The 26207-nt window shown below is 69.4% G+C and carries 25 protein-coding genes; 3 read left to right on the forward strand and 22 right to left on the reverse strand.

Annotated elements, in window-relative coordinates:
- Nucleotides 1-34: 34 nt before the first annotated feature.
- From ASC76_RS20045 to ASC76_RS20055, 3 genes are all read right to left on the reverse strand, one after another.
- On the reverse strand, nt 35-2371 hold the full coding sequence (locus ASC76_RS20045) for a Tex family protein (protein WP_056470469.1): 2337 nt from the start codon (nt 2369-2371) through the stop codon (nt 35-37).
- An 89-nt stretch (nt 2372-2460) separates the two neighbouring features.
- Nucleotides 2461-2934, reverse strand: coding sequence for a hypothetical protein (locus ASC76_RS20050; protein ID WP_056470472.1), 474 nt, complete (start codon nt 2932-2934; stop codon nt 2461-2463).
- 123 nt (nt 2935-3057) lie between these two features.
- Nucleotides 3058-4311, reverse strand: a complete 1254-nt coding sequence (locus ASC76_RS20055; RefSeq protein ID WP_056470475.1) for a TIGR03862 family flavoprotein — start codon at nt 4309-4311, stop codon at nt 3058-3060.
- Nucleotides 4312-4433: 122 nt separating this feature from the next.
- Here ASC76_RS20055 and ASC76_RS20060 point away from each other — a divergent pair, with 122 nt between their 5' ends.
- Entirely contained in the window at nt 4434-5189 is a 756-nt protein-coding gene (locus ASC76_RS20060; protein WP_056470478.1) for a thioredoxin family protein, read from the forward strand.
- A gap of 177 nt (nt 5190-5366) precedes the next feature.
- On the opposite strand, the gene ASC76_RS20065 is transcribed toward ASC76_RS20060, so the two are convergent.
- On the reverse strand, nt 5367-6194 hold the full coding sequence (locus ASC76_RS20065; protein ID WP_056470480.1) for a class I SAM-dependent methyltransferase: 828 nt from the start codon (nt 6192-6194) through the stop codon (nt 5367-5369).
- 207 nt (nt 6195-6401) lie between these two features.
- On the opposite strand from ASC76_RS20065, the gene ASC76_RS20070 reads away from it, so the two are divergent.
- Together ASC76_RS20070 and ASC76_RS20075 are read left to right on the forward strand one after the other, a co-directional pair.
- On the forward strand, nt 6402-6944 hold the full coding sequence (locus ASC76_RS20070; RefSeq protein ID WP_056470484.1) for an OsmC family protein: 543 nt from the start codon (nt 6402-6404) through the stop codon (nt 6942-6944).
- A 4-nt stretch (nt 6945-6948) separates the two neighbouring features.
- Nucleotides 6949-7947, forward strand: coding sequence for an AraC family transcriptional regulator (locus tag ASC76_RS20075; RefSeq protein WP_056470487.1), 999 nt, complete (start codon nt 6949-6951; stop codon nt 7945-7947).
- A 10-nt stretch (nt 7948-7957) separates the two neighbouring features.
- Here the strand turns inward: ASC76_RS20075 and ASC76_RS20080 are convergent, their stop codons facing one another.
- The 18 genes from ASC76_RS20080 to ASC76_RS20165 form a co-directional block, all read right to left on the reverse strand.
- Entirely contained in the window at nt 7958-8869 is a 912-nt protein-coding gene (locus tag ASC76_RS20080; protein WP_056470490.1) for an SDR family oxidoreductase, read from the reverse strand.
- 14 nt (nt 8870-8883) lie between these two features.
- The gene (locus ASC76_RS20085; protein ID WP_056470492.1) at nt 8884-9813 is read right to left on the reverse strand and encodes a glutathione S-transferase family protein; all 930 of its coding nucleotides are present in this window, start codon (nt 9811-9813) and stop codon (nt 8884-8886) included.
- A gap of 14 nt (nt 9814-9827) precedes the next feature.
- Nucleotides 9828-11501 carry an isovaleryl-CoA dehydrogenase gene (locus tag ASC76_RS20090; RefSeq protein ID WP_056470496.1) on the reverse strand — a complete coding sequence of 558 codons (1674 nt, stop codon included), beginning with the start codon at nt 11499-11501 and terminating at the stop codon, nt 9828-9830.
- A gap of 3 nt (nt 11502-11504) precedes the next feature.
- Nucleotides 11505-12215, reverse strand: coding sequence for a crotonase/enoyl-CoA hydratase family protein (locus ASC76_RS20095; protein ID WP_056470498.1), 711 nt, complete (start codon nt 12213-12215; stop codon nt 11505-11507).
- Nucleotides 12216-12225: 10 nt separating this feature from the next.
- Nucleotides 12226-13242: an NADP-dependent oxidoreductase gene (locus ASC76_RS20100; RefSeq protein ID WP_056470502.1), complete on the reverse strand. Its 1017-nt coding sequence runs from the start codon at nt 13240-13242 to the stop codon at nt 12226-12228.
- A gap of 25 nt (nt 13243-13267) precedes the next feature.
- Nucleotides 13268-13708 carry a PaaI family thioesterase gene (locus ASC76_RS20105; protein WP_056470506.1) on the reverse strand — a complete coding sequence of 147 codons (441 nt, stop codon included), beginning with the start codon at nt 13706-13708 and terminating at the stop codon, nt 13268-13270.
- Nucleotide 13709: 1 nt separating this feature from the next.
- Nucleotides 13710-14504: an SDR family oxidoreductase gene (locus tag ASC76_RS20110; RefSeq protein WP_056470510.1), complete on the reverse strand. Its 795-nt coding sequence runs from the start codon at nt 14502-14504 to the stop codon at nt 13710-13712.
- Nucleotides 14501-14707, reverse strand: coding sequence for a hypothetical protein (locus ASC76_RS20115; protein ID WP_056470515.1), 207 nt, complete (start codon nt 14705-14707; stop codon nt 14501-14503). The genes ASC76_RS20110 and ASC76_RS20115 overlap by 4 nt, the downstream gene beginning before the upstream one ends.
- Nucleotides 14708-16564 (reverse strand): acyl-CoA dehydrogenase, encoded by a 1857-nt coding sequence (locus ASC76_RS20120; RefSeq protein WP_056470516.1) that lies wholly within the window; start codon nt 16562-16564, stop codon nt 14708-14710.
- Entirely contained in the window at nt 16561-17001 is a 441-nt protein-coding gene (locus ASC76_RS20125) for a PaaI family thioesterase (protein WP_056470518.1), read from the reverse strand. The genes ASC76_RS20120 and ASC76_RS20125 overlap by 4 nt, the downstream gene beginning before the upstream one ends.
- On the reverse strand, nt 16998-17894 hold the full coding sequence (locus tag ASC76_RS20130; protein ID WP_056471208.1) for a haloalkane dehalogenase: 897 nt from the start codon (nt 17892-17894) through the stop codon (nt 16998-17000). The genes ASC76_RS20125 and ASC76_RS20130 overlap by 4 nt, the downstream gene beginning before the upstream one ends.
- Nucleotides 17895-17908: 14 nt before the next feature.
- Nucleotides 17909-19084 carry an acetyl-CoA C-acyltransferase gene (locus ASC76_RS20135; protein ID WP_056470519.1) on the reverse strand — a complete coding sequence of 392 codons (1176 nt, stop codon included), beginning with the start codon at nt 19082-19084 and terminating at the stop codon, nt 17909-17911.
- A gap of 31 nt (nt 19085-19115) precedes the next feature.
- On the reverse strand, nt 19116-19706 hold the full coding sequence (locus ASC76_RS20140) for an HD domain-containing protein (RefSeq protein WP_056470520.1): 591 nt from the start codon (nt 19704-19706) through the stop codon (nt 19116-19118).
- 15 nt (nt 19707-19721) lie between these two features.
- Nucleotides 19722-21197, reverse strand: a complete 1476-nt coding sequence (locus ASC76_RS20145; RefSeq protein WP_056470521.1) for a M20 family peptidase — start codon at nt 21195-21197, stop codon at nt 19722-19724.
- 28 nt (nt 21198-21225) lie between these two features.
- The gene (locus tag ASC76_RS20150; RefSeq protein ID WP_056470524.1) at nt 21226-23319 is read right to left on the reverse strand and encodes a 3-hydroxyacyl-CoA dehydrogenase NAD-binding domain-containing protein; all 2094 of its coding nucleotides are present in this window, start codon (nt 23317-23319) and stop codon (nt 21226-21228) included.
- Nucleotides 23320-23441: 122 nt separating this feature from the next.
- Complete coding sequence (locus tag ASC76_RS20155; RefSeq protein WP_056470526.1) at nt 23442-24137, reverse strand: ABC transporter ATP-binding protein; 696 nt, start codon at nt 24135-24137, stop codon at nt 23442-23444.
- A gap of 1 nt (nt 24138) precedes the next feature.
- Entirely contained in the window at nt 24139-24918 is a 780-nt protein-coding gene (locus ASC76_RS20160; RefSeq protein ID WP_056470528.1) for an ABC transporter ATP-binding protein, read from the reverse strand.
- The gene (locus ASC76_RS20165; protein WP_082549314.1) at nt 24915-26207 is read right to left on the reverse strand and encodes a branched-chain amino acid ABC transporter permease; all 1293 of its coding nucleotides are present in this window, start codon (nt 26205-26207) and stop codon (nt 24915-24917) included. The genes ASC76_RS20160 and ASC76_RS20165 overlap by 4 nt, the downstream gene beginning before the upstream one ends.

A 26207-nucleotide genomic window follows, 5' to 3' on the forward strand; every position in this document is an offset into this window, starting at 1 on the left:
AGGGCCGCGCGGCGGGCCGCGGCGCCCGACCCGTTCAGCGCTTGGTCTGCAGCCGCGCGAACGCGTCGGCCATCGCCGAACCGCCGGCGGCCGGCGCGGCGCTCCGATTCGGCGCGCCGACCCGTTCGCCGCGCGCCGGCGCGCGGTACGCATTGCCGCCGCGCTCGCCGCCCGCGGCGGGCTTGGCGTCGAGCTTCATCGTCAGCGAGATGCGCTGGCGCGCCAAGTCGACCTCGAGCACCTTGACCTTCACGATGTCGCCGGTCTTGACGACCTCGCGCGCGTCGTTGACGAACTTGTTCGCGAGCTGGCTGACGTGGATCAGCCCGTCCTGGTGGACGCCGAGGTCGACGAACGCGCCGAACTGCGCGACGTTGCTGATCGTGCCCTCGAGCGTCATGCCGGCGACCAGGTCCTTGATGTCCTCGATGCCGTCGGTCAGGCGCGCGACCTTGAAGTCCGGACGCGGATCGCGGCCCGGTTTCTCGAGTTCGGTCAGCACGTCCTTGACCGTGATCGCTCCGAACTTCTCGTCGGCGAATGCTTCCGGCTTCAACGCACGGATCACGTCGCTGCGGCCCATCACCTCGGCCGCCGGCTTGTTCACCGCGGCGAGCAGGCGCTCGACCAGCGGGTAGGTCTCGGGATGGACACCGGTGGCGTCGAGCGCGTTGTCCCCGCCGCGGATGCGCAGGAAGCCGGCGCTCTGCTCGAAGGTCTTGGCGCCCAGCCCGCTCACGTCGAGCAGCTGCTTGCGGCTGCGGAACGCGCCGTTCGCATCGCGCCAGCGCACGATGCTCGCCGCGACCGCGCCGCTCAGGCCCGACACGCGCGAGAGCAGCGGCGTCGACGCGGTGTTCAGGTCGACGCCGACCGAGTTCACGCAGTCCTCGATCACCGTGCCCAGGCTCTTCGCGAGCTCGCTCTGGTTCACGTCGTGCTGGTACTGGCCGACGCCGATGCTCTTCGGGTCGATCTTGACCAGCTCGGCCAGCGGATCCTGCAGGCGCCGCGCGATGCTGACCGCGCCGCGCAGGCTCACGTCCAGGTCGGGCAGTTCCTTGCTCGCGTACTCGCTGGCCGAGTAGACCGACGCGCCGGCCTCGCTGACGACGATCTTCTCCATCTTCGTGTCGGGCGCGATCTTCTGGATGCGCTTGATCAGGTCGCCGGCCAGCTTGTCGGTCTCGCGGCTCGCGGTGCCGTTGCCGATCGCGATCAGGTTGACACCGTGGGTCGCGCACAGCCGCGCGAGCGAATGCAGGGAACCCTCCCAGTCGCGGCGCGGCTCGTGCGGATAGACGGTGTCGGTGGCCAGCACCTTGCCGGTCGCATCGACCACCGCCACCTTGCAGCCGGTGCGGATGCCGGGGTCCAGCCCCATCACGACCCGCGGGCCGGCCGGCGCGGCGAGCAGCAGGTCGCGCAGGTTCTCGGCGAACACCTTGATCGCGACCGCCTCGGCGTCTTCACGCAGCCGCGCGAACAGGTCGCGCTCCAGGCTCAGGCTGAGCTTGACCTTCCAGGTCCAGGCGATGCACTTGCGGATCAGGTCGTCGGCCGGGCGTCTGGCGTGGCCCCACTTCAGGTGGACGGCGATGTGGCCTTCGGCGAGGACCGGCTTGCCGGGGACGATTTCCTCGTCGGTCACCAGCTTGGCATCGAGCAGTTCGAGCGTGCGGCCGCGGAACACCGCCAGCGCGCGGTGCGACGGCACCGTGCGGATCGGCTCGGCATAGTCGAAGTAGTCGCGGAACTTGGCGGCGTCCGGGTGCGTGCCGTCCTTGCCGTCCATCAGTTTGCTCTGGAACAGCGCCTCGCCCCACAGCCAGTCACGCAGCTTGCGCACCAGCGCGGCGTCTTCGGCCCAGCGCTCCGACAGGATGTCGCGCACGCCGTCGAGCACCGCATGGGCATCGGCGAAGCCGCCTTCGACATTGACGAACGCCACGGCTTCGTCGAGCGGCACCAGCGTCGGGTCGGCGAACAGCTTGTCGGCCAACGGCTCGATGCCGGCCTCGCGGGCGATCATCGCCTTGGTGCGGCGCTTCTGCTTGTACGGCAGGTACAGGTCCTCGAGTTCCTGCTTGGTCGGCGCAGCGTCGATTGCCGCTCTGAGGGCGGGCGTCAGCTTGCCCTGTTCGTCGATGCTCTTGAGCACCGCGGCGCGGCGCTCCTCCAGCTCACGCAGGTAGGACAGGCGGGCTTCGAGCTCGCGCAGCTGGATGTCGTCGAGGTTGTCAGTCGCTTCCTTGCGGTAGCGCGCGATGAACGGAACGGTGGCACCCCCGTCGAGCAACTCGACGGCGGCTTGAACCTGGGCCGGGCGAACCTTGAGTTCGGCGGCAATCTGCAGAAGGATCTTGTCCAAGAGGCGGGGGGCTGAATACGAAGCGGCGCAGTGTGCCACACCCCCCTCACCCGACCCGGCTTCCGGCAGCCGGTGGAACGCCCGTCAGTTCAAGGGGCCGACGCGGCCGGCATCGCGGGGCCGACCGTGGTCTCGCGGGTGACGGTCTCGCGCAGGATGCCGCCGCCCTTGACGCTGCCGCTGGTCGTGGTCGTGACGCTCTTGGTCGAGCCCGACGGGTCGATCTTGGTCATGCTGCCTTCGCGCACCCGTGCGCGCAGCACGCAATCGCGCTGCTCCGCGCCGGTGAGCACGTCGCAGCGCTCCTTGGCGTTCTTGCGCAGGTGGCCGTCGCCGTCGCTGAGCTGGCCCTTCAGCGCGGCTTCGCGCGCATTGACGGCTTCCTTCATGCAGGCGTCCATCACCTGCCCCGATTGGCCGGCGAGGCAGCGCGCGCGCTCCTGCTCGTAGCGGGCCTGCACGTCGGCCGACGCCGCGCCGGCGGCAGCGGCCGTGCCGCAGATCAGCGCGGTCGCGAAGCCGAGCGCAGTGGCACGGAAGGTCGCTTGACGGGTCTTGTTCATGGCATGTCCTGGGTCGAGTGATCGATGCCCGACTCTAGGCAGGACGGGGTCTCGTTCACGTCGGACGCCGGCGCGACCCGAACCCGTCGCCGCCGAATCGGCTGTAGGACACGTCCGGCGCCGTCAGACACGCAGGTGGCGCAGCGCGCCCTGGGCGGCGGCGACGCCGGAGGCGAAACACGCCGTCAGCAGGTAACCGCCGGTCGGCGCCTCCCAGTCGAGCATCTCGCCGGCGCAGAACACACCGGGGAGCGCGCCGAGCATCAACCCCGCATCGAGCGCCTCGAAGCGGACCCCGCCGGCACTGCTGATCGCCTCGTCGAGCGGCCGCGCGGCGCCCAGGCGCAACGGCAGTGCCTTGATGGCCTGCGCCAATCGCAGCGGATCGGCGATGACCTCGCGCGGCAGCAGCTCGTGCAGCAGCGCGGCCTTCACGCCATCGAGCCCGAGGCGGCTCTTCAGGTGCGTGGACAGCGAGCGCGAGCCGCGCGGCCGCGCGACCTCGGCCTGCACGAAAGCGGCATCGCGCTGCGGCAGCAGGTCGATGTGGACGAGGGCGTCGCCGTGCGCCGCGATCGCGTCGCGCGCCGGGCCGGAAAGCGCGTAGACCAGGCTGCCCTCCACGCCGCCCTCGGTGATCACGAACTCGCCGGCCTGCCGATGCGCCGGTCCGTTCGGACCGACCAGCGACAGCGCGACGTTCTTCAGCGGCTGGCCGGCGAAGCGCGTGCGGAAGAATTCGGTCCAGGATGGGGCCACGTCAAAGCCGCAGTTGGACGGCCGCAGCGGCGCGACATCGACGCCACGGGCCTGCAGCCACGGCACCCACGCGCCGTCGGAGCCGAGCCGCGCCCAGCTGCCGCCGCCGAGCGCGAGCACGACGGCATCGGCCTCGGCGACCGCCTCGCCCGCCGGCGTTGCGAAGCGCAGCCGCGACGGGCTCGCGCCGCCCTGCACCCACCCGGCCCAGCGATGCCGCATGTGGAACACCACGCCGGCCGCACGCAGGCGATGCAGCCACGCGCGCAGCAGCGGCGCGGCCTTCAGGTCGGTCGGAAAGACGCGGCCCGAACTGCCGACGAAGGTGGAAACCCCCAAGCCGAGCGCCCACGCGCGCAGTTCGGCCGGGCCGAAACCGCGCAGCAACGGGTCCAGCGCCGGCCGGCGCGCCGCGTAGCGATCGAGGAAAGGGTCGAGCGGCTCGCTGTGCGTCAGGTTCAGCCCGCCCTTGCCGGCGAGCAGGAACTTGCGGCCGACCGACGGCATCGCATCGAACAGGTCCACGCGCACGCCGCCGGCGGCCAGCACCTCGGCGGCCATCAGCCCGGCCGGCCCGCCGCCGACGACGGCGACGCGGCGAGGAGAATTCAGGGTCATGTCGTGTCGGTCCGTGCGCGGGTGGGGTTCGAAGGCGGCGCAGTGTGGCACAGGCCGCGGCGTAAGAAGCCCGGCCTGGCAGCGACCCACCCTGTCGAGACCCGAAGCCTGGAGCGCGCCCGATGCCTGCCAACCGCCTACTGATGACCGCCACGCTGCTGGCCGCGCTTGCCGCGGCCAGTGTCCCCTCGATCGCCGCGACGCCGAGTTGCCGTGCCGCGAGCAGCGCCGTCGCACCGTCGGTCATCGAGCTCTACACCTCGGAAGGCTGCAGCTCGTGTCCGCCGGCCGATCGCTGGCTGTCGCGGCTGAAGGCCGATCCGTCGGCCGTCGCGCTCGCGTTCCATGTCGACTACTGGGACCGGCTCGGCTGGAAGGACCGGTTCGCGAGCCCCACCTACACGCAGCGCCAGGCGCAGCAGCAGGCGAGCACCGGCGCGCGCTTCAGCTACACACCGCAGGTCGTGATCGACGGCGCCGACCGGCCCGACTGGCCGCGCGCCACGACCGCCACGAGCCGCAGCCGTTCGAACGCGCCGGTGCAGGTCGAGCTCGCGCGCGACGGCCGGCGCGTGACCGCGTCGATCGCCGTGGCGTCGAACGCGCCGCCGCGGCTGGCCGCGTACTGGGCCGTGACCGAATCGGGCCACCGCAGCGCGGTGCAGGCCGGCGAGAACCAGGGCGCGACGCTGCAGCACGATTTCGTCGTGCGCGAGTACCTGCCCGTGGCCGCGTGGACCGCACGCGCCGACGCCCCGGCGACGCTGACGTTCGAGCCTGGCACCGCGCCCGACCCGGCGCATCCGCGCGAGGTGAACCTGGTCGTCGTCGACGCGCAGACCGGTCGGCCGGTGCAGGCGCTCAAGCTCGGGTGCTGAGCCCTTACACGGCGGCCGTCGCCGCGACGTTCGACGTCGCCGTCCGGCAGGTTCACCCGCTCGGCGTCCATGCGTCTGGTCGGCCCGCAGCGTCTCGCAGTCGCAGGCGGCCAGGTCCCAGCCGTAGCGTCGCACGCGGCGTGGCAGGCGGGCATCCCTCGCCGGGCTCCGCTGCGCTCAGCGCCGCGTGACGACGATTTCGAGGTACTCGCTCGGCACCAGCAGCGCATTCGCGCCACCCTGGTTCAGGCTGTCCAGCAGCGCGCGCAGGTCGGTGTCGAGCGCAGCCGCCTTGTCGGCCGGCAGCGCGGCGAACGCCTTGTGCACCGGGCCATACCAGGTGCGGAACACCTCGACGAAGTGCGCCGCCGAGCGGTAGCGGAAGTTGAACATCCGCTTCGTCACGGCGATCGACTGCGCGCTGTCGCCGAACAGTTCGTGCAGCGCCGTCTCCACACCCCAACGCGACGGCGGCTGCACGCCGGCCGGCGGCGGCAGGTGCCGGCCCAGCGTCTTGAACAGCTGGCCGATGAAGCCCTCGGGCGTCCAGTTCGCCAGGCCGATGCGGCCGCCAGGGCGGCACACGCGGGCCATTTCCGAGGCGGCTTTCGCCTGGTCGGGCGCGAACATCACGCCGAAGGTCGAGAGCACCACGTCGAAGCTGGCCGCGTCGTACGGCAGTGCCTCCGCATCGGCGATCTCGAAGGCCGCGTTCAGGCCCTCGGCGCGCGCGCGGGCGGCACCGCGTTCGAGCAGGGCGGGCACATAGTCGGTCGAGGTCACGCGGCAGCCGCGGCGGGCGGCGGCGAGTGTCGCGTTGCCGTTGCCGGCGGCGACGTCGAGCACGCGCTCGTCCCAGCGCAGGTCGCAGGCCTCGGCGAGCTGCTCGCCGACGATCTGCAGCGTGGTGCCGATGACGGCGTAGTCGCCGCTGGCCCAGGCGGTCTGCTGGCGGGCCTTCAGGGCGGTCAGGTCGGTGGCGGGGGTGGTCGTGGCGGTGTCCATGCGGAGGCTCCTGTCGGGTGATGGACCTGGCCAGTGGCGGGCCGTGTCCTGTGCCGCACTGTGGGCAACGCGCGTGGCGGCGTCCTGCCCGAACGTCGGCAAGGCTTGGCCGAGCGTCCGGGCGAAGTCCCTGACGGCATCCGGCGCTTTGTCGCGCCTGCGGCTGCGACCACAATCGATCGCACCGCGATTCCACCGGAGTTCGAGATGAGCCTGAACGACATCGCCACGGCCATGCAACGTGTCGAGCGCGCGTTCACGCGCCGCCCCGAGGCGGGCCTGCACGACGACGCGCCGGCGATGGCGCGCTGGCAAGGCGGCGCCCGCTTCGTCGCCAGCCATCCGGGCGGCCACCAGGTGCCGACCGACATGCCCACCGAACTCGGCGGCGGCGGCAGCGCGGTCACCCCCGGCTGGCTGTTCCGTGCCGGGCTGGCCTCGTGCGCGGCGACGTCGATCGCGATGTCCGCCGCGGCGGCCGGGATCGCGCTCGAGGTGCTCGAGGTGAGCGCCAGCAGCCGCTCGGACACGCGCGGCCTGCTCGGCATGGCCGGGGCCGACGGCACGCCGGTGTACGCCGGCCCGCACGACATGCAGCTGCAGGTGCGGATCGTCGCCCACGCCGTCCCGCCGGAGCGGCTGCGCCGGCTGGTCCGGGACGCGGTCGGTCGCTCGCCGGTGCCGAGCGTGCTGCCGAACGCGACGCCGCTGGCGCTGCACATCGACGCCGGCGACGCCGCCGAGGCCTGAGCCGATGGATGCGCTCTCGCAGACGCTGCGCGTCGTCCACCTGGTCGGCGCGATCTTCATCCAGGGCCGGTTCACCGCGCCGTGGTGCTACGAATCGCCACCGGCCGACACGGTCGCGCCGCTGCTGGAGCCGGGCGCCGAGCGCATCGTCATCTTCCACCTGATCACCGAGGGCGAATGCTGCGTCGAGATGGACGGCCAGCCGCCGATGCAGCTCGTGGCGGGCGACGCGATCGTCTTCCCGCACGGCGACGCGCACCACATGGCCTCTGAACCCGGCGTCACGCCAGCCCGAGGCGGCGCCAAGCTCGACGCGATCCTGGCGCGCCGCCCGCGCCAGATCGCCTACGGCGGCGGCGGTGCGGCGACGCGGCTCGTCTGCGGCTACCTGGCCTGCGACGCGCGCCTGGCACGGCTGCTGCTGACCGGCCTGCCGCCGATCGTGCGCGTCAACGTGCGCGATTCCGCGGCCGGTGCATGGCTCGAGGCCTCGCTGCGCTACGCGCTGGCCGAGGCGCGCTCACCGCGCCCCGGCGGCGCCGGCGTGCTCGCCAAGCTGGCCGAGGTGCTATTCATCGAAGTGCTGCGCTTGTACATGAACGCGCCCGACACCGAGCGCACCGGCTGGCTCGCCGGCGTCGGCGACCGCATCGTCGGCAAGGCGCTGAGCGAGCTGCACGAGCGCCCCGCGCATGCCTGGACGCTGGAGGAACTGGCGCGCAGCGCCGGCACCTCGCGCTCGGTGCTGGCCGAGCGCTTCCAGCAGCTGGTCGGCAACTCGCCGATCCAGTACCTGACGCAGTGGCGCATGCTGCTCGCCGCCAACCTGCTGACCCGCAGCGACGCCTGCCTGGCGCAAATCGCCGAAGACGTCGGCTACCAGACCGACACCGCATTCAGCCGCGCCTTCCGACGCGAGTTCGGCGCGCCGCCGGCCGCGTGGCGGCGCAGCCGCGCGCAGGCGCGTGCCGTGCCGCAGGCGGCGCAGACCGTCGAGCCCTGAGCGGCGCGCGTCAGTCGGCCTCGCGGAGTTGGGCGCGCAGCTTCTCGCCCAACTCGGGCTTGTGCGCGAACGGGTCGGTCGGGTTGCGCGGGGTCATGATGTCCTCGAGCCGGACCTGCACGCTGCCCAGCGACTTGGGGTGGCTGTAGACGTAGAAGCGGCGCTCGGCGATCGCGTCGAACACGAACTGCGCCACCTCGGCCGCGCTGACCTTGCCGCTGCTGACCGCCTTGTCGCTCATCGCCTGGCCGATCAGCTGGCTGCGCGTGAGCTTGCGGCCCGTGTCGGTCATCTCCGCGGGGCGGTTGCGGTCGCTCTTGGTGATGCCGGTCGGCACGAAGAACGGGCACAGCAGCGAGGCGCTGATCTGGTCGGTGACCAGGCGCAGGTCCTGGTAGAGCGTCTCGCTCATCGCGACGACGGCGCTCTTGGTCGCGTTGTAGACGCCCATATTCGGCGCGTTCAGCAGGCCGGCCATCGACGCGGTGTTGGTGATGTGGCCCTCGTAGGTCGGGTCCTGCTTCGCAGCCTCGAGCATCATCGGCGTGAACACGCGGATGCCGTGGGCCACGCCCATCAGGTTGACGCCGACGACCCACTCCCAGTCCTTCAGCGTCGTCTCCCAGATCAGCCCGCCCGCCCCGACGCCGGCGTTGTTGAACACGAAATGCGGCGCGCCGAAGCGCGCGAACGCGGCGGCGCCGAGCGCCTCGACCTCGGCGGCCTTCGACACGTCGAGCCGGAACGGCAGCACCGCGGCGCCGAGACCGCGGATCTCGGCGGCGGCCGTGTCGAGCGCGTCCTGCTGCACGTCGGCCATCACGATGTTCATGCCGAGGCGGGCGCCGATGCGCGAGGTCTCGAGGCCGAAGCCGGACGCGGCCCCGGTGATCACGGCCGTGCGGCCCTTGAAGGTCTTCATCTGTCGGGTCTCTTTCAGGCGGGTTGCGGTTTCTTGATCTGGAAGGCGATGCGCGGGAAGTGCACGTGCACGGTGCCGGCGCGCTCGTCGGTGCGGGCGATCACGACCTCCTGCCGGCTCAGGCCGACGAGGCGACCGGCCACCGGGTCGTGCGCGTAGTCGGTCGGCGTCACGGTCACGTCGTCGCCCTGCGCGAGGCCGGGTTCGGCGCTGAACGACAGTGGCGCGTGCGCGCCCTGCGCGGCGATAGCGATCGCCTCGGCGCTCGTCATCTTCGTGAAGCTGCCCTGGCCGAAGGCGTTGACGCGCTCGTACCACGCGCAGACTTTCGGATAGGCCTCGAGCAGCGCGGCGACCGGCGGCGCGAGGCGGATGAACCAGATCGACTGCGCGGCCGAGAAATCGGCGATCGACGGCAGCGCGCCGAGCAGGAACGGCTGGCCGTCGTGCAGCATGTGTTCGAGCCGCGCGAGGTAGGTGTGCAGCGCGGCCGCGCCGTCGGTCACGGTCGCGCGGCGCATGTTCGGGTTCATCGCGGCGCGGTCGGCGCCGAAGGCCTTCAGCATCTCGGGCGTCGCGTCCTTCAGCACATGCGGCGCGCCGGCGGGCTGCAGCGTGAACGGCACCGCCGTCCAGAACAGCGTGGTGTCGGCCCACTGCGCGACAACGTCGGCGATGCCGCTGGTGGCCATCGGGTACGACGGTGGCTCGGGCTTCAGCGCGTCGATCACGCGGCACATCAGCGCGGTGTCGCAGTACACGTCCGCGCCGATCTGCATGAACGGCGTGCGCCGGTAGCCGCCGGTCAGCGCCATCACGTCGGGCTTGGGCAGCATGTTCGGCACGATGACCGAGCGCCACGGGATGCCCTTGAAGCCGAGGATCAGGCGGACCTTCTCGGAGAAGGGCGAGCCGGCGTAATGGTGGAGGATGAGGTCGGACATGGGGGCCTTTGGGTTCAGCACGGCAGCGCGCGCCGGATGATGGAATCGACATCGACGCCGGCCGGCAAGGTGCCGAACACGAGCGGGCCGTCGCCGCCGAGGCGCGATCGGCAGAAGGCGTCGAACACCGCAGCCGGCGAATGGCGCTGCAGCAGCGACGCCTGCACTGCCAGCGCGATGTCCTGCGCGAGCCGGCGCGCGCCGGCCTCGTCGCCGCCACCGTCGGCGGCGTCGTTGAAGCGCGCAAGCAGCGCAGCGGTGAAGTGATCGTAGCCAGGATGAGCGCCACGCGCGGTGTCCAGCTCGGTGGCGAGTGCGCCCACCACGTCGTCGCCGTTCGCATCGCGCTTCTTCATCGCGCGGAGCAAGTCGAGCGCCATGATGTTGCCGGCCCCTTCCCAAATGGAGTTCAGCGGCATCTCGCGGTAGATGCGGGCCATCGTGCCCTCGCCGTGTTCCTCGACGTAGCCGTTGCCGCCGAGGCACTCCATCGCCTCCTGCGCCAGCGCCGAGCCGCGCTTGCAGACCCAGAACTTCGCGACCGGCGTCAGCACGCGGCGCATCAGCGCTTCGAACGGGTCGTCCTGCCGGTCGATCGCGCGCGCCAGGCGCAGCGCGAGCGCGGTCGCGGCTTCGCTCTCCAGCGCCAGGTCGGCCAGCACGTTCTTCATCAGCGGCTGCTCGATCAGCGGCTTGCCGAAGGCGTGGCGTTGTGATGCGTGGTGCAGCGCCAGCGCGACCGCGCCGCGCATCAGCCCGGCCGTGCCGAGCGCGCAATCGAGCCGGGTCAGCGTGCCCATCTCGAGGATCTGCGGGACGCCGCGGCCCTCCTCGCCGACCAGCCACGCGAGCGCGCCGTTGAACTCGACTTCGGAGCTGGCGTTGGCGTGGTTGCCGAGCTTGTCCTTCAGCCGCTGGATCGCGATCGCGTTCAGGCGGCCGTCGGGCAGCACGCGCGGCAGGAAGAAGCACGACAGCCCGGCCGGCGTCTGCGCCAGCACCAGGAACGCATCGCTCATCGGCGCGGAGAAGAACCACTTGTGGCCGACGAGGCGGTAGCAGCGGCCCCACGGCGTGTCTTCGATGTATTCGGCGCGGGTGGTGTTGGCGCGCACGTCGGAGCCGCCCTGCTTCTCGGTCATGCCCATGCCCATGGTCACGCCGCGCTTCTCGCGCACGTGCAGCAGGCGCGGGTCGTAGGCGGTGCTGGCGAGCTTGTCGAACCAGTCGGTGAACACGGCGCCGTTGTCGCGCAGCGCGGGCGTGACCGCGTAGGTCATCGAGACCGGGCACAGCACCGAGGGTTCGAGCTGCGTGTACATCAGGAAACCCGCGGCGCGCTCGATGTGCGCGCCCGGGCCGGGTTGCGCCCACGGCGTGGCGTGCAGGCCGGCGCCGACGGCGGCGCCGAGCAGCGCGTGGTAGCTCGGGTGGAACTCGACCGTGTCGGTGCGGTGGCCGTAGCGGTCATAGGTGTGCAGGCTGGGCTTGTGGACGTTGGCGAGACGCGCATGCGCCTGCATCGCCGGATCGCCCAGGAGCAGGCCGAGCTCGGTGCGGCGGGCCTCGTCAACCTGCGGCGCGTGGAAGCGCAGTGCGTCGCGCAACGCGCGGTCGGTCGTGTAGAGGTTATGACCCGCGAGCGGCTCGCTCTGGTTCAGCACCTCGTGCGTCGCGGTCGGGTTCATGGCTCAGGCGGAACGGAAACGTTGGGACCAGTCGGCCAGGTCGGCGTCGATCGCGGCACGCAGCGCGGTGAGCGACTCGGCGCGCAGCCGCAACTTGGTGGCGGTGAAGGCCTCGGCGTTCAGCGTGAGCAGCTTCGCGGTGCGCTCGCGCGCGGTGGCAAGGAGCGACGCGGCCGGTGCCAGTTCGTCCAGCATGCCGGCGGCCAGCGCCTGCTCGGGCGTGTACGGCGCGGCGGTCGCGGCGACGAGGTTCAGGTGCGCCGGCGCGAGCCGCTGGCGGCAGACCTCGATCGCGAAATGCGGCAGCGTCAGGCCGATCTGCACCTCGTTGGCCTGCAGCCGCGCGCCGCTGTCGACGCCGATCCGCACGTCGGTGCTCAGCAGCAGGAAGAGGCCCATCGCGACCGCGTGGCCGCTGCAGGCTGCCACCACCGGTTTCGGGAACGACAGCAGCCGCTCGGTGAGGCGCGCGCCGGCCTCGAGCATGCGGTACAGCTCGTCCGGCCCGCGCTTGAACACCGCCAGGTCGAAGCCGCCGGAGAACATGCCGGGCCGGCCGGTAAGCAGCACGGCGGCGCCGTCGGCCTGGGCGCGATCGAGCGCGTTGTTGAGCGCCTGCAGCATCGCCACGCTCATCGCGTTGGCCTTGCCGTCGTCCATCGTCAGCGTGGCGATGCCGTCGCTGAACTCGTAGCTGACCCGCGGCGCGCTCATCGTGCGAGCCTCAGACGAGCTTGACGACCTGCTTGCCGAAGTTCCTGCCCTTCAGCAGGCCGAGGAAGGCCTCGGGCGCCGCGGCCAGGCCCTGCGCGACCGACTCGCGGTACTTCAGCTTGCCGGTGGCGACCATCGTGCCGAGCTCCTTCAGCGCCTCCGGCCAGAACTCCATGTGCTCGCTGACGATGAAGCCCTGGAGCATCAGCCGGTTGGTCAGCAGCAGCTGCGGCTGCTTCAGCGGGATCGGCTCGCCGTCGTAGCCGCTGATCATGCCGCACAGGGCAATCCGGCCGAACGCGTTCATGCGCGGCAGCACCGCGTCGAGCACCGCGCCGCCGACGTTCTCGAAGTAGCCGTCCACGCCGTCCGGCGTCGCCGCCTTGATCGCCTCGTAGAGCGACTTCGGGTCGGTGTGGGCCTTGTAGTCGATGCAGGCGTCGAAGCCGAGTTCGTTGACGACGTAGTCGCACTTGTCCTTGCCGCCGGCGATGCCGACCGCGCGGCAGCCGCGCGCCTTCGCGAGCTGGCCGACCGCGCTGCCGACCGCACCGCTGGCCGCGCTGACCGCGATCGTCTTGCCGGCCGCGGGCTTGCAGATCTGCGTCAGGCCGTACCACGCGGTCACGCCCGGCATGCCGACGGCGCCGAGGTAGGCCGACAGCGGGATGTGGGTGGTGTCGACCTTGCGCAGCACACCTGGCGTGTTCGCATCGACGACGCTGAACTGCTGCCAGCCGCCGAAGCCGACGACCTTGTCGCCGACCGCGTAGCCCGGGTTCTTGGACGCGACCACCTCGCCGACCGTGCCGCCCTGCATCACCGCGTTCAGCGGCTGCGGCACGGCGTAGCTCTTGGCGTCGTTCATGCGGCCGCGCATGTACGGGTCGAGGCTCATGAAGTGATGGCGCACGAGCACCTGGCCGTCCTTCAGTTCGGGCACTTCGGCCTCGAGCAGCTTGAAGTTGTCGGCGCGGGCCTCGCCGTCGGGGCGGGACACGAGGTGGATCTGCTGGTTCATCGTCATGGTGGGTCTCCTGGTATTCGTTCGTTCAATCGGTCGACAACGGTGCCTGTTGCAGCGGGTGGGTCGAGCTGGGGCTCACCGGCAGGCGCTTCACGTACTTGAAGGTGCCGGTGGAATGACTGCAGGCGCGGCCCTGTGCGTCGTAGATCGTGCCTTCGGTGAAGGCCATCGTGGCGGTGCGGTGCATCAGCCGGCCCTTGCCTACGAGGGCGCCGACCGCAGGGCGCATGAAGGTCGTCTTCATCTCGATCGTGACGACGCCCATCTCGGGGTTCGCGCTGCGCGCGGCGGTGGCCATCACGACATCGAGAAACGTCATGCACGCGCCCCCGTGCACGACCTGGAAGCTGTTGGAATGCTCCGGCTTCGCGGCGTAGTGCAGCTCGGATTCGCCACCCTCGAAGCGCTCGAGGGTGAAGCCGAGCAGTTCGACGAACGGGATGGTGACCCCGAACGGGATGCTCATCTCAGGCCGCTCCGAGCACCACACTGACGCCGCCGTCCACCGCGAGCCACTGCCCGGTGATGTGCTTGCCGGCCTCGCTGGCGTAGAGCAGCGTGATGCCCTTCAAGTCGTCCTCGTCGCCAAGGCGACCGAGCGGCGCCTTGGCGGCCATCTTCTCCTCGCCGAGCGAGGTGATCAGGCCGGCGGCCATCTTCGTCATGAAGAAGCCGGGGCAGATCGCGTTGACGTTGATGTTGTACTTGCCCCATTCGGCGGCCAGCGTGTGGGTGAAGCCGATCACCGCGGTCTTCGAGGTGTTGTAGGCCAGCGTCTGCATCTCGGGCGGGTTGCCGTTGAGGCCGGCGATCGAGGCGATGTTGATGATCGAGCCGCGCTTCTTCGGGATCATGTAGCCGCGCGCGACCTGCTGCGACAGGATGAAGTAGCCGCGCACGTTCAGGTTCATCACCTTGTCCCAGGCCGCGACGGGGTGGTCCTCGGCCGGGGCGCCCCAGCTTGCGCCGGCGTTGTTGACGAGGATGTCGATCGCGCCCAGGCGCTGCAGCGTCTCGTCGGCCAGGCGCCGGGTCTCGTCCTCCTTCGAGCAGTCGGCGGCGATCCAGCGCGCGTCGATGCCTTCGGCCTGCAGCTCGGCGGCGGCCTGCTCCAGGTCCTCGGCCTTGCGCGAGCTCAGCATGATCTTCGCGCCGGCTTCGCCGAGCGCATGGGCCATCTGCAGGCCCAGGCCGCGCGAGCCGCCGGTGATCAGCGCGGTCTTGCCGGTCAGGTCGAAAAGCTTCTTGATCGATGTACTCATAACGTCTCCTTGAAATTCTTCATGCGCGAACGGATCCAGATCAGCACGATGCCGACCACGATCATCAGGATGCCCGGCGCGGCGATGCCCCAGCCGAGCGCCACGTCGCTGCGCTGCACCGACAGGCCGAGCGCGAGCAGGATCATCCCAAGGAAGATCAGGATCCAGCACCACTTCTCGATGCGCTGCGCGGGGGTGGTCATCTAGAACCAGGCCTCGTCCATCGTCCTGCAGGTCGCGTCGCGCGCTTCGACGACCTGCAGCCATGCACCGATCTTCGGCAGCTCGTAGTGGAAGAAGTACGTGCAGGCGGCCAGCTTGCCGTGCAGCAACGCCGCCTCGTCGGCCGACGCGCCAGCCAGCTTCGGCCGGGCGCACAGCGCGACATCGAGCCAGATCCAGGCCAGCACGACGTGGCCGAAGGCTTGCAGGTACGGCGTCGCGTTGGCCAAGGCCTCGTCGGGCTGGCCGGTCGACCAGGCGCCACGGGTCGCGGTGCGGAGTTGCGCCATCGCATCGGCCAGCGCGCTCGCGTGCGCGGCCAGCGCCGGCACATCACGCCCCTGCTCCAGCGTGCGCTGCATGCGGGCCATCAGCAGGGCGAGGCCGGCGCCCTCCTGCATCACCACCTTGCGACCGAGCAGATCGAGCGCCTGAATGCCGTGCGTGCCCTCGTGGATCATGTTCAGGCGGTTGTCGCGCCAGTACTGTTCGACCGGGAAGTCGCGCGTGTAGCCGTAGCCGCCGTGGATCTGGATCGCGAGGCTGTTGGCCTCCAGGCCCCACTCGCTCGGCCAGCTCTTGGCGATCGGCGTGAGCATCTCGAGCATCAGGCTCGCGTCGGCGGAGGCCTCGGGCGTGCCGGTGCGCTGCTCGTCGACCAGGCGCGCGCAGTACAGCTCGAGCGCGAGCGCGCCCTCGCAATAGCTCTTCTGCGCGAGCAGCATGCGCTTGATGTCGGCGTGCTGGATGATCGGGATCTGCGGCTTCGCGGCGTCCTTGCCGCCGGTGCCGGTCGGTCGGCCTTGCGGGCGATTACGCGCGTAGTCGAGCGAGGCTTCGTAGCCGGCCTGGCCGAGCATCGTGGCCCCCATGCCGACGGCGATGCGGGCCTCGTTCATCATGTGGAACATGCAGCGCAGGCCTTCGTGGGGCCGGCCGACGAGATAACCGATGGCGCCGTTGGACCCGCGTACCGGATATTTCCCTTCACCGAAGTTCAGCAGCGTGTTCGGGATGCCGCGGTTGCCGAGCTTGTGGTTCAGGCCCGCCAGCGCGACGTCGTTGCGCTCGCCGGTGAGTTCGCCATCGGGGCCGACCAGCTTCTTCGGCACGATGAACAGCGAGATGCCGCGCGTGCCGGGGATCAACTTGCCGTCCGGACCGGGGATCTTCGCCAGCACGAGGTGGATGATGTTCTCGGCGAGTTCGTGCTCGCCGTTGCTGATCCACATCTTGTTGCCGCGCAGGCGGTAGCGCGCGCCGAGCGGGTCGGATGCGAAGCCGTCGCCATCGGGCGTCGCACGCGTGGCCACGTCGGACAGGCTGGAGCCCGCCTGGGGCTCGCTCAGGCACATCGTGCCGGCGAAGCGGCCGGCGAACTCCTGCTTCGCGAACACCGTCTGCTGCAGCGGCGTGCCGTGGACCATCAGCAGGTTGGCGTTGCCGCTGGTGAGCATCGCGCCGCCGGCGACGTTGCCGCCGGCCCGCGCGAAGAAGCTGTTCGCCGCCATCTGCACGACGCACGGCAGTTGCATGCCGCCGATCTCGTAGTCCTGCGCCGCCGCGAGCATGCCGGACTCGGCATAGGCGCGCGACGCTGCGAGGCTGGCCGCGGGCAGGTGCACGCGTTCGCCGTTGTGATCCACAACCACGCGCGGCTCCTCGGTGTCGGCCTGGCGGTTGAAGGGCGCGAACTTGTCGCGCGCCAAGCGCTCGCAGCTGTCCAATACCGACGCGAAGGTCTCGGCCGAGTGGTCGGCGAAACGCTCGCGGTTCTGCAGCGACGGCACATCCAGCCAGTCGTTCAGCAGGAAATCCAGGGTCTGTCGATAACTCATGAGGTTCCGTTCTTCTCGCTCGCCCTCGCGATCGTGCCTTGCGCGATCGCGCACAGTTTCTCGTCGCCGCCGGTGACCGCGAACACCTCGCACTGGCAAACCGCCTGCGATTGGCTCACGTGCACGGCCCGGGCTCGCGCGACCAGCCGGTCGCCGATCGCCGGGCGGACGTAGTTGATCTTGTATTCCGCCGTCACCACCGGCACGTGCATCGCGGTGCCGCCGGCGAAGGTCAGCGCGTTGTCGGCCAGGTAGCTGACGACGCCGCCGTGCGCGAAGCCCATCTGCTGCTTCAGCGGCGGCGTGAGCGCGACGCCGAGTTCGCAGCGCCCGGGTTCGAGCGCGATCATGTCGGCGCCGAGCAGCACGCTGAACGGCTGCGACGCGATGACCTCGCGGCCCATCTGCAGGAACGCGGCCGGATCGATCGTCGTCATGGGGCCGTCAACTTGAAATGCGCCAGCGCTGCGGTCGCGATCGGCGCGCCCCACTCCTGCACGAAGTGACCGCCCTCGGCCACCTCCATCGGTGCCGGGCAGCCGCGAATTTTGGCCTGCAGCGCGCGCATCGGCACTTCGCCGAGGACCGGGTCCTGCATGCCGATCGCCATGAAGCTGTCGCCGGTCCAGCGGGTGCGCCAGAACTCGCCGGCTTCACGGCTCAGCGCCGCGCCGGGCGCGTCGGCACCGTCGGGTACCAGGTTCGGGAACGCCTTCAGCGCGGCCTTGTGGCGCGCGTCCGGAAACGGCGCGTCGTAGGCCGCGACCTCGTCGGCCGTCATGTCGGGCTTGCCGCGCTGGATCAGCCGGCCCACCGGCAGGGCGGCCTGGCTGTTCGAATAGGTGCGCCACTGGCGGAAGCCCTCGGTGACCTGGCCGGTGCCCAGGCCGGTGTTCATCACCAGCAGGCGCGTGAAGCGCTCCGGCATGGCCATCGGCAGCGTCAGGCCGAGCAGGCCGCCCCAGTCCTGCACGACGAGCATCACGTTGCGCAGGTCGAGCCGTTCGACGAACGCGAGCAGCATGTCGCGGTGACGCTCGAAGCTGTGCCAGGCCGGGTCGAGCGGCTTGTCCGAGCGGCCGAAGCCGATCAGGTCGGGTGCGACCACGCGCAGCCCGGCGTCGCGGAACACCGGGATCATGTGGCGGTACAGGTACGACCAGGTCGGGTTGCCGTGCAGGCACAGCGCGGTGACCGGCCGGTCGCTGCCCTCGTCCACGTAATGAACGCGCAGACCGTCGAGGGCCGGCAAGTCGTCGATGTAGTGCGGCGCGTACGGGAAGCCCGGAAGGCTCCCGAAGCGCGCGTCCGGGGTGCGCAGGGCGTCCACGGGCGAGGCGCCGGTCAAAGCACCTCGAAGACGCCGGCCGCGCCCATGCCGCCACCGATGCACATCGTCACGACGACCTTCTTGGCGCCGCGGCGCTTGCCCTCGATCAGCGCGTGACCGGTCAGACGCTGGCCCGACACGCCGTAGGGGTGGCCGACCGCGATCGCGCCGCCGTTGACGTTGAGCCGGTCCATCGGGATGCCCAGCGTGTCGGCGCAGTACAGCACCTGCACCGCGAAGGCCTCGTTCAGTTCCCACAGGTCGATGTCGGCGACGGTCAGGCCGAGCTTCTTCAGCACCTTGGGCACCGCGAACACCGGGCCGATGCCCATCTCGTCGGGCTCGCAGCCGGCCACCGCGAAGCCGAGGAAGCGACCCAGCGGCTTCAGGTTGCGCTTGCTCGCGAGTTCCTCGCTCATCAGCACGCAGGCGCCGCCGCCGTCGCTGAACTGGCTGGCGTTTCCGGCCGAGATCACGCCGCCGGGGATCGCCGGCTTGATGCCCATGATGCCTTCGTAGGTGGTGCCCGGGCGGATGCCTTCGTCGTTCTTGATCGTCACTTCCTTGGTGCGCAGGCCGAGCTGCGCGTCGGCCACGCCGGCCATCACGGTGCAGGCGACGATCTCGTCAGTGAACTTGCCGGCTTCGAGCGCGGCGGCGGCCTTCTGCTGGCTGGCGGCGCCGTAGCGGTCCATGCGCTCGCGGTCGATCTTGTAGCGCTTGGCGACCTGCTCGGCCGTTTGCAGCATGTTCCAGTAGATCTCGGGCTTGTGCTCCATCAGCCACGGGTCGGTGCCCATGTGGCGGTTGGCTTCGTTCTGCACGCACGAGATGCTCTCGACGCCACCGGCCACGAGCACGTCGGATTCGCCGGCGATGATGCGCTGGGCGGCCATCGCGATCGTCTGCAGGCCGCTGGAGCAGAAGCGGTTGACCGTCATGCCGCTGGTGGTGATCGGCAGGCCGGCGCGCAGCGCGATCTGGCGTGCGATGTTGGAGCCGGTCGCGCCCTCGGGCGTGGCGCAGCCCATGATCACGTCGTCGACCTCGGCGCCGTCGATGCCGGCGCGCTCGACCGCGGCCTTGACCGCGAAGCCGCCGAGCGTGGCGCCGTGCGTCATGTTGAAGGCACCCTTCCAGCTCTTGGCGAGCGGGGTACGGGCGGTGGAAACGATCACGGCGCTGGTCATGGGTGTTCTCCTGGGGATCAGATGAAGGGGATCAGGTGTTCGCGGCAACCGCCGTCGACGCCTTGTAGATGCTGTTCCTGGGCTGCGCGAACACGCGCCGCACCATCGGCTCGAACTCGCTCATCGGCAGCGTCTCGGCCTTGGCGTCGAACGCCGGGTTGTCGTAGAGGTCGCAGAACTCTGCCGTGCGGTCGTAGTGGGCGTGGCCCTTGAACTGGTCGCGCAGGTTCCGGTCGAGGCCGATGTGGTGGAAGAAGTAGTAGCCCTGGAAGATGCCGTGGTTCTGCACCATCCACAGGTTCTCGTCGCTGACGAAGGGCTTGAGGATCGCCGCGGCGATGTCGAAGTGGTTGAAGGTGCCGAGCGTGTCGCCGATGTCGTGGAACAGCGCGCAGACCACGTACTCCTCGTCGCGGCCGTCGCGCAGCGCGTTGGTCGCGGTCTGCAGCGAATGGGTGTAGCGGTCGATCGGGAAGCCACCGTAGTCGCCCTCGAGCACCTTCAGGTGCGCCATCAGGCGATCGGGCAGCTGGCGTGCGAACGGCATGAACTCGGCGCCGATCTTCTGCCAGTCCTGCGCGGTGCTCGCTTCCATCTTCGTGAATGTGGCGCGGTCGTTCATCGTCGTGTCTCCTGCTCAGGGCGCGGGCGCCGAATTGCCGATCAGTTGGTGCCAGAACTGGATCAGCTCGACATAGTTGGCGGTCGAGATGCGCTCGTTGGTGCCGTGGAATCGTTTCAGGTCTTCGGGCTTGGCGCGCACCGGCGAGAACTTGTAGATGTTGTCGGCGATGCCGTCGAAGTGACGCGAGTCGGTCGCGCCCAGCATCAGGCCCGGCGCGACCACCACGTCGGGGTGCAACTGGCGCAGGGTCCTGCTGATCAGCTGGAAGCCGGGGGCGTCGGTCGCGGCGACCTTCGACGCCTCCGAGAAGCCTGCCGCCTTCTCGACCTTGATCGCCGGGTTCTTCACGACCGTGTTGACGTGCTCGACGATCGCGTCGCTGCTGTCGCCCGGGGCGAGACGGAAGTTGACGGTGGCGTTGGCGCGGCCGGGCAGCACGTTGTCGGCGTTGCCGGCGCTGGCGATGGTCAGCGCGGTGGTGGTGCGCATCATCGCGGAGGTCGAGGCGCCCTTCTTCAACTGCTGCTCGATCACCGGCTTGAACAGCCACAGGTTGGACAGGAACACGCGGTTCATGCCGTTCATCTCGGGCGCGATCGTCTCGAACATCTCGCGCGAGAGACCGCGCACCGCGAGCGGCATCTGCTGGTCCTCGAGCTTCGCGAGCGCGACGCTCATCATGCCGATGGCCGACTGTCCGGCCTCGGGCGGCGGCATCGACGAATGACCGGGCGTGGCGCTGGCGGTCAGGTTGACCGACAGGTAGCCCTTCTCGGCAACGCCGACCAGCGCGGCCGGCCGGCTCAGGCCCGCGAGCACACCCTCGGTGATCAGCAGGCCCTCGTCGACGATGAACTGCAGGTGGATGCCACGCTGCTTGAACAGCTTGGCGATCTGCAGCGCGCCGCGCTGGCCGCCCTGTTCCTCGTCGTGGCCGAAGATCAGGTACACGGTCTGGCGCGGCTTGAAGCCCGAGGCGGCGAGCAGCTCGACCGCCTCCATCATCGACATCAGGTTGCCTTTGTCGTCCCACGAGCCGCGGCCCCAGACGAAGCCGTCCTTCACCGCACCGGAGAACGGCGGCTGCTGCCAGTCGCCTTCGGTGCCGGGCGCGACCGGCACGACATCCTGGTGCGCCATCAGGCCGATCGCCGCGGCTTTCGGGTCGGTGCCGGGCCAGGTGTAGACGAGGCCGTACTGGCCGACGACTTCGCGCTGCAGCACGGCATGCGCCTTCGGGAAGCTGGCCTGCAGCAATGCATGCAGCGCGGTGAACTCGGTCGCGTTCGCGTCGACATCGTCGCGCGCGGCGATCGTCTTCAGGCGCACCGCCGCGCCGAGCCGCTCGGCGACCGCCGCCACGTCGACCTTCACCGGCGTGGCCGGCGCGACCGCGAGTTGGCGCGACGGCATCAGCAGCGTCTTCGCGCCGACCGCAACGGCCAGCGCGAGAACGACGATGCCCAGCAGCGCGAACAGCTTGCGCATGTCAGTCGATCGGCCGGTCAGCGCGAGATCAGCTGAACGAGCGGCCTTCGGCGGCCAGCTTCGCGAGCAGCGGTGCCGGCTTCCAGAATTCGGCGTCGTCGTGCGGGTTGGCGGCGAAACGTTTCATCGCGCCGACCACGTTGAACAGCCCGACCTGGTCGGCGTAGTTCATCGGGCCGCCGCGGTGCAGCGGGAAGCCGTAGCCGGTGAGGTAGACCATGTCGATGTCGGACGCGCGCATCGCGATGCCCTCCTCGACGATCTTCGCGCCCTCGTTGACCAGCGCGTAGACGAGGCGGTGCACGATCTCGTCGTCGCTGATCTTGCGCGGCGTGATGCCCAGATCCTTGCGGTGCTTCTCGATCATCTCGACCACCACCGGGCTCGGGATCGCGTCGCGCTTGCCGGGCACGTAGTCGTACCAGCCGGCGCCGGTCTTCTGGCCGAAGCGACCCATCTCGCACAGCAAGTCGGCGGTCTTCGAGTAGCGCAGGTTCGGCTTCTCGAGGTAGCGACGCTTGCGGATGTACCAGCCCACGTCGTTGCCGGCCAGGTCGCCCATGCGGAACGGGCCCATCGCCATACCGAACTTCTCCATCGCCTTGTCGACCTGCGCCGGCGTGGCGCCCTCTTCCAGCAGGAAGCCGGCCTGACGCGAGTACTGCTCGATCATGCGGTTGCCGATGAAGCCGTCGCACACGCCGGAGACGACCGTGGTCTTGCGGATCTTCTTGCCGATCTGCATCACGGTGGCGAGCACGTCCTTCGCGGTCTTCTCGCCACGGATGACTTCCAGCAGCTTCATCACGTTGGCCGGGCTGAAGAAGTGCATGCCGATCACGTCCTGCGGGCGCTTCGTGAAGGCGGCGATCTTGTTGACGTCGAGCGTCGAGGTGTTCGAGGCCAGGATCGCGCCGGGCTTCATCACCTCGTCGAGGGTCTTGAACACCGTCTCCTTGACGCCCAGGTCCTCGAACACCGCCTCGATCACGAGGTCGGCGTCCTTCAGGTCGGCATAGTTCAGCGTGGTGCCGAGCATGGCCATGCGGGCGTCGAGCTTGTCCTGCTTGAGCTTGCCCTTCTTGACCTGCGCGTCGTAGTTCTTGCGGATGATGCCGATGCCCTTGTCCAGCGCCTCCTGCTTCATCTCGAGGATCACGACCGGGATGCCGGCGTTCAGGAAGTTCATCGCGATGCCGCCGCCCATCGTGCCGGCGCCGATCACCGCGACCTTCTTGATCTCGCGCACCGGGGTGTCGGCCGGCACGTCGGGGATCTTGGTGGTGGCGCGCTCGGCCATGAACGCGTGGCGCAGCGCCTTGCTTTCGGGCGTGAACATCAGCGCGGTGAACAACTCGCGCTCGAGCTTCATGCCGGCGTCGAACGGCAGCTTCAGCGAGCCGGCGACGGCCTCGACGCACTTCAGCGGCGCCGGGAAGTTCTTGCTCATGCCGCCGACCATGTTCTTGACGAACTGCACGTAGGCGTCGGCGCTCGGATGCGTGACCTTCAGGTTGCGCACCAGCGGCAGCGGACGCTTGTCAGCGACCTCGGCGGCGAACGCCAGCGCCTCGGTCATCAGGTCGCCTTCGGCCAGCTTGTCGAACAGCTTCTGGCCCGGCGCCATCGCGAGCATCTCGCTCTTGACCGGCTCGCCGCTGACGATCATGTTCATCGCGTTTTCGACGCCGATCACGCGCGGCAGGCGCTGCGTGCCGCCGGCGCCCGGGATCAGCCCGATCTTGACTTCGGGCAGCGCGACCTGCGTGCCCTTGGCCGCGACGCGGTAGTGGCAGCCGAGTGCCAGTTCCAGTCCGCCGCCCATGCACACGGAATGGATTGCGGCGACGATCGGCTTGCTGCTCGCTTCGAGCGCGAGGATCACGCTCAGCAGGTTCGGCTCGGCCAGCGCCTTCGGCGAGCCGAACTCCTTGATGTCGGCGCCGCCGGAGAACGCCTTGCCGGCGCCGCTGATCACGATCGCCTTGACGGCGTCGTCGGCCTGGGCGCGCTCCAGCCCGTTGACGATCCCGAGCCGCGTCGCGTGGCCGAGGCCGTTGACGGGCGGGTTGTCCATCGTGATGACCGCGACGTTGCCGCGAAGTTCGTAGTTGGCGCTCATGCTCGTGTCCCCAGGGTGTTCAATAGAAAAAGAACGATCGTTCGATTCTAGGTCGGCAAGAAAAGAAGGCGCTGTCTCTGCTGTGACAGCGCCTCCGGCAGGTGAAAGTCGTTCGCCCGGCGTCAGACCTCCAGCCACTCCTTGCGAATATAGGCGTCGGCACGCAAGGCTGCCGGCGTGCCTTCGAAGACGATGCTGCCGTGACCCATCACGTAGCAGCGTTCGGAGATGCTCAGCGCGATGGTGAGCTTTTGTTCGACCAGCAGCACCGACACCCCCCGTTCCTTCAGGGTCTTCAGGTACTCGGCGACCAGTTCGACGATCTTCGGCGCGAGGCCTTCGGTCGGCTCGTCGATCATGATCAGGTCCGGGTCGCCCATCAGCGTGCGGCACAGCGTCAGCATCTGCTGCTCGCCGCCGGAGAGCACGCCGGCCTCGGTGTGCTGGCGCTCCTTCAGGCGCGGGAACATCCGGTACATGTCGTCGAACGACCAGCGCGGCTTTTTCTTGCCGCGCTTCTCGCCGAGCATCAGGTTCTGCTCGACCGTCAGCTTCGGGAAGATGTCGCGATTTTCGGGCACGTAGCCGATGCCGCGGTGCGCGATGTCGAACGTGTGCTGGCCAAGGATTTCCTGGTCCCGGAACTTGACCGAACCCTCGCCGGAGACCAGCCCCATGATCGTCTTGACGGTGGTCGAGCGGCCCGAGCCGTTGCGGCCCAGCAGCGCAACGATCTCGCCCTCGCCGACCTTCATGTCGACGCCGTGCAGGATGTGGCTCTTGCCGTAATAGGCGTGCAGTTGATTCAGTTGCAGCATGTCAGTGTCCCGCCTCGGCGGCCTGGGCATCGGCGAGCACAGAGCCGAGATACGCCTCCTGCACCTTGGCGTTCGCGCGCACCGCCTCGGGCACGTCGAACGCGATCACCTCGCCGTAGACCAGCACGGCGATCTTGTCGGCCAGCCCGAACACGACGCCCATGTCGTGTTCCACGGTCAGCAGCGTCTTGCCGACCGTGACCTCGCGGATCAGCTCGATGAAGCGCGCGGTCTCGCTCTTGCTCATGCCGGCGGTGGGCTCGTCGAGCAGGATCACATTGGCGCCGCCGGCGATCGTGATGCCGATCTCGAGCGCCCGCTGCTCGGCGTAGGTCAGGTTCATCGCGAGTGTGTCGCGCTTCTTGTCGAGGTGCAGGTCGCGCAGCAGCTTCTCGGCGCGTCCGTTCGCATCGTCCAGGCCGGCGAGGAACTTCCAGAACGCGTACTTGTAGCCCATCGACCAGAGCACGCCGCAGCGCAGGTTCTCGAAGACCGAGAGCTTGTTGAACAGGTTGCTGACCTGAAAGCTGCGCGCCAGCCCGAGCCGGCTGACCTCATACGGCGCCATGCCGTCGATGCGCTGGCCGTTCAGCACGATCTCGCCGCTGGTGGGGCCGAAGCGCCCGCTGATCAGGTTGAACAGCGTCGACTTGCCGGCGCCGTTCGGCCCGATGATCGCGACCCGCTCGCCTGGCACGACGGCCAGGTTGGCACCGCGGATGATCTCGGTCTTGCCGAAGGACTTGCGCAGATCCTTCAATTCAATGGCGAACTGGCTCATGCCGCCTCCCGTGCGCGGATCGCCGCTTCGATCTCGCCCTGCACCTCGCCCCAGTGGAGCGCGAAGCGACGGCGCGTGAACTCGAACAGGCCGATGCCGACCAGCGCCACCACGACGGCGCCGATCCAGCTGGTCGCGGACTTCACGTTCAGATCGAGCCCCAGGAATCGCATGATCGGCCCGAGCGCCTCGTTCAACTGGATGTGATAGGTCATCTCGATCATCGCGGCGATGCCGAAGAACATCACCGCGCCGGTGACGGCGAGCAGGACGTACCAGCCGAGCAGGCGGCCGAGCTTGCCGAACTTCCAGACCCGCAGGTTCATCATGATCAGGCTGGCGATGCCGCCCGGCGCGAACATCACCATCAGCAGGAAGACCAGCCCGAGGTAGAGCAGCCAGGCCTTCGTGATCTCGGAGAGCAGCACCAGCGCCAGCACCATCAGCGCCGCGCCGATGATCGGCCCGAAGAAGAAGGTGGCCCCGCCGAGGAACGTGAACAGCAGGTAGGCACCCGAGCGCGCCGCGCCGACGACCTCGGCGGTGGCGATCTCGAAGTTCAGCGCGTACATGCCGCCCGCGACGCCGGCAAAGAAGCCGGCGATGATGAAGGAGATGTAGCGCACCCGCTGCGTGTTGTAGCCGATGAACTCGACCCGCTCCGGGTTGTCGCGCACCGCGTTCAGCATGCGCCCGAGCGGCGTCCGCGTGAACGCGTACATGCCGGCGGTGCAGACGATGGTGTAGATCGCGAGCAGGTAATACACCTGGATCTGCGGCCCGTAGGTGATGCCCATCACCGGTTTGCCGATGACCCGGTTGGCGCTGACGCCGGCCTCGCCGCCGAAGAATTCGGCCATCATCAGCGAAGCCGCGAACACCAGTTCGCTGATGCCCAGCGTGATCATCGCGAAGGTCGTGCCCGACTTCTTGGTCGTCACGAAGCCGAACAGCACCGCGAAGAACAGCCCGGCCACGCCACCGACCAGCGGCAGCAGGCTGACCGGGATCGGGAACGAGCCGTCGCCGATCGCCTTCAGCGCGTGGATCGCGACGAACGAGCCCAGGCCCGAGTAGACGGCGTGACCGAAGCTCAGCATGCCGCCCTGCCCCAGCAGCATGTTGAAGGACAGGCAGGCGACGATCGCGATGCCCATCTGCGAGAGCATCGTGATTGCGAGGCTGCTGCTGAAGATCAGCGGCGCCACGAGCATCACGACGATCGCGAGCCCCCAGATGATCAGGTCGCGCGGGCCCATGGCCCCGTATTTGATGGCGGATGCAGTCAT

This window comes from Rhizobacter sp. Root404, from assembly GCF_001425865.1.
GTDB lineage: Bacteria > Pseudomonadota > Gammaproteobacteria > Burkholderiales > Burkholderiaceae_C > LMDS01.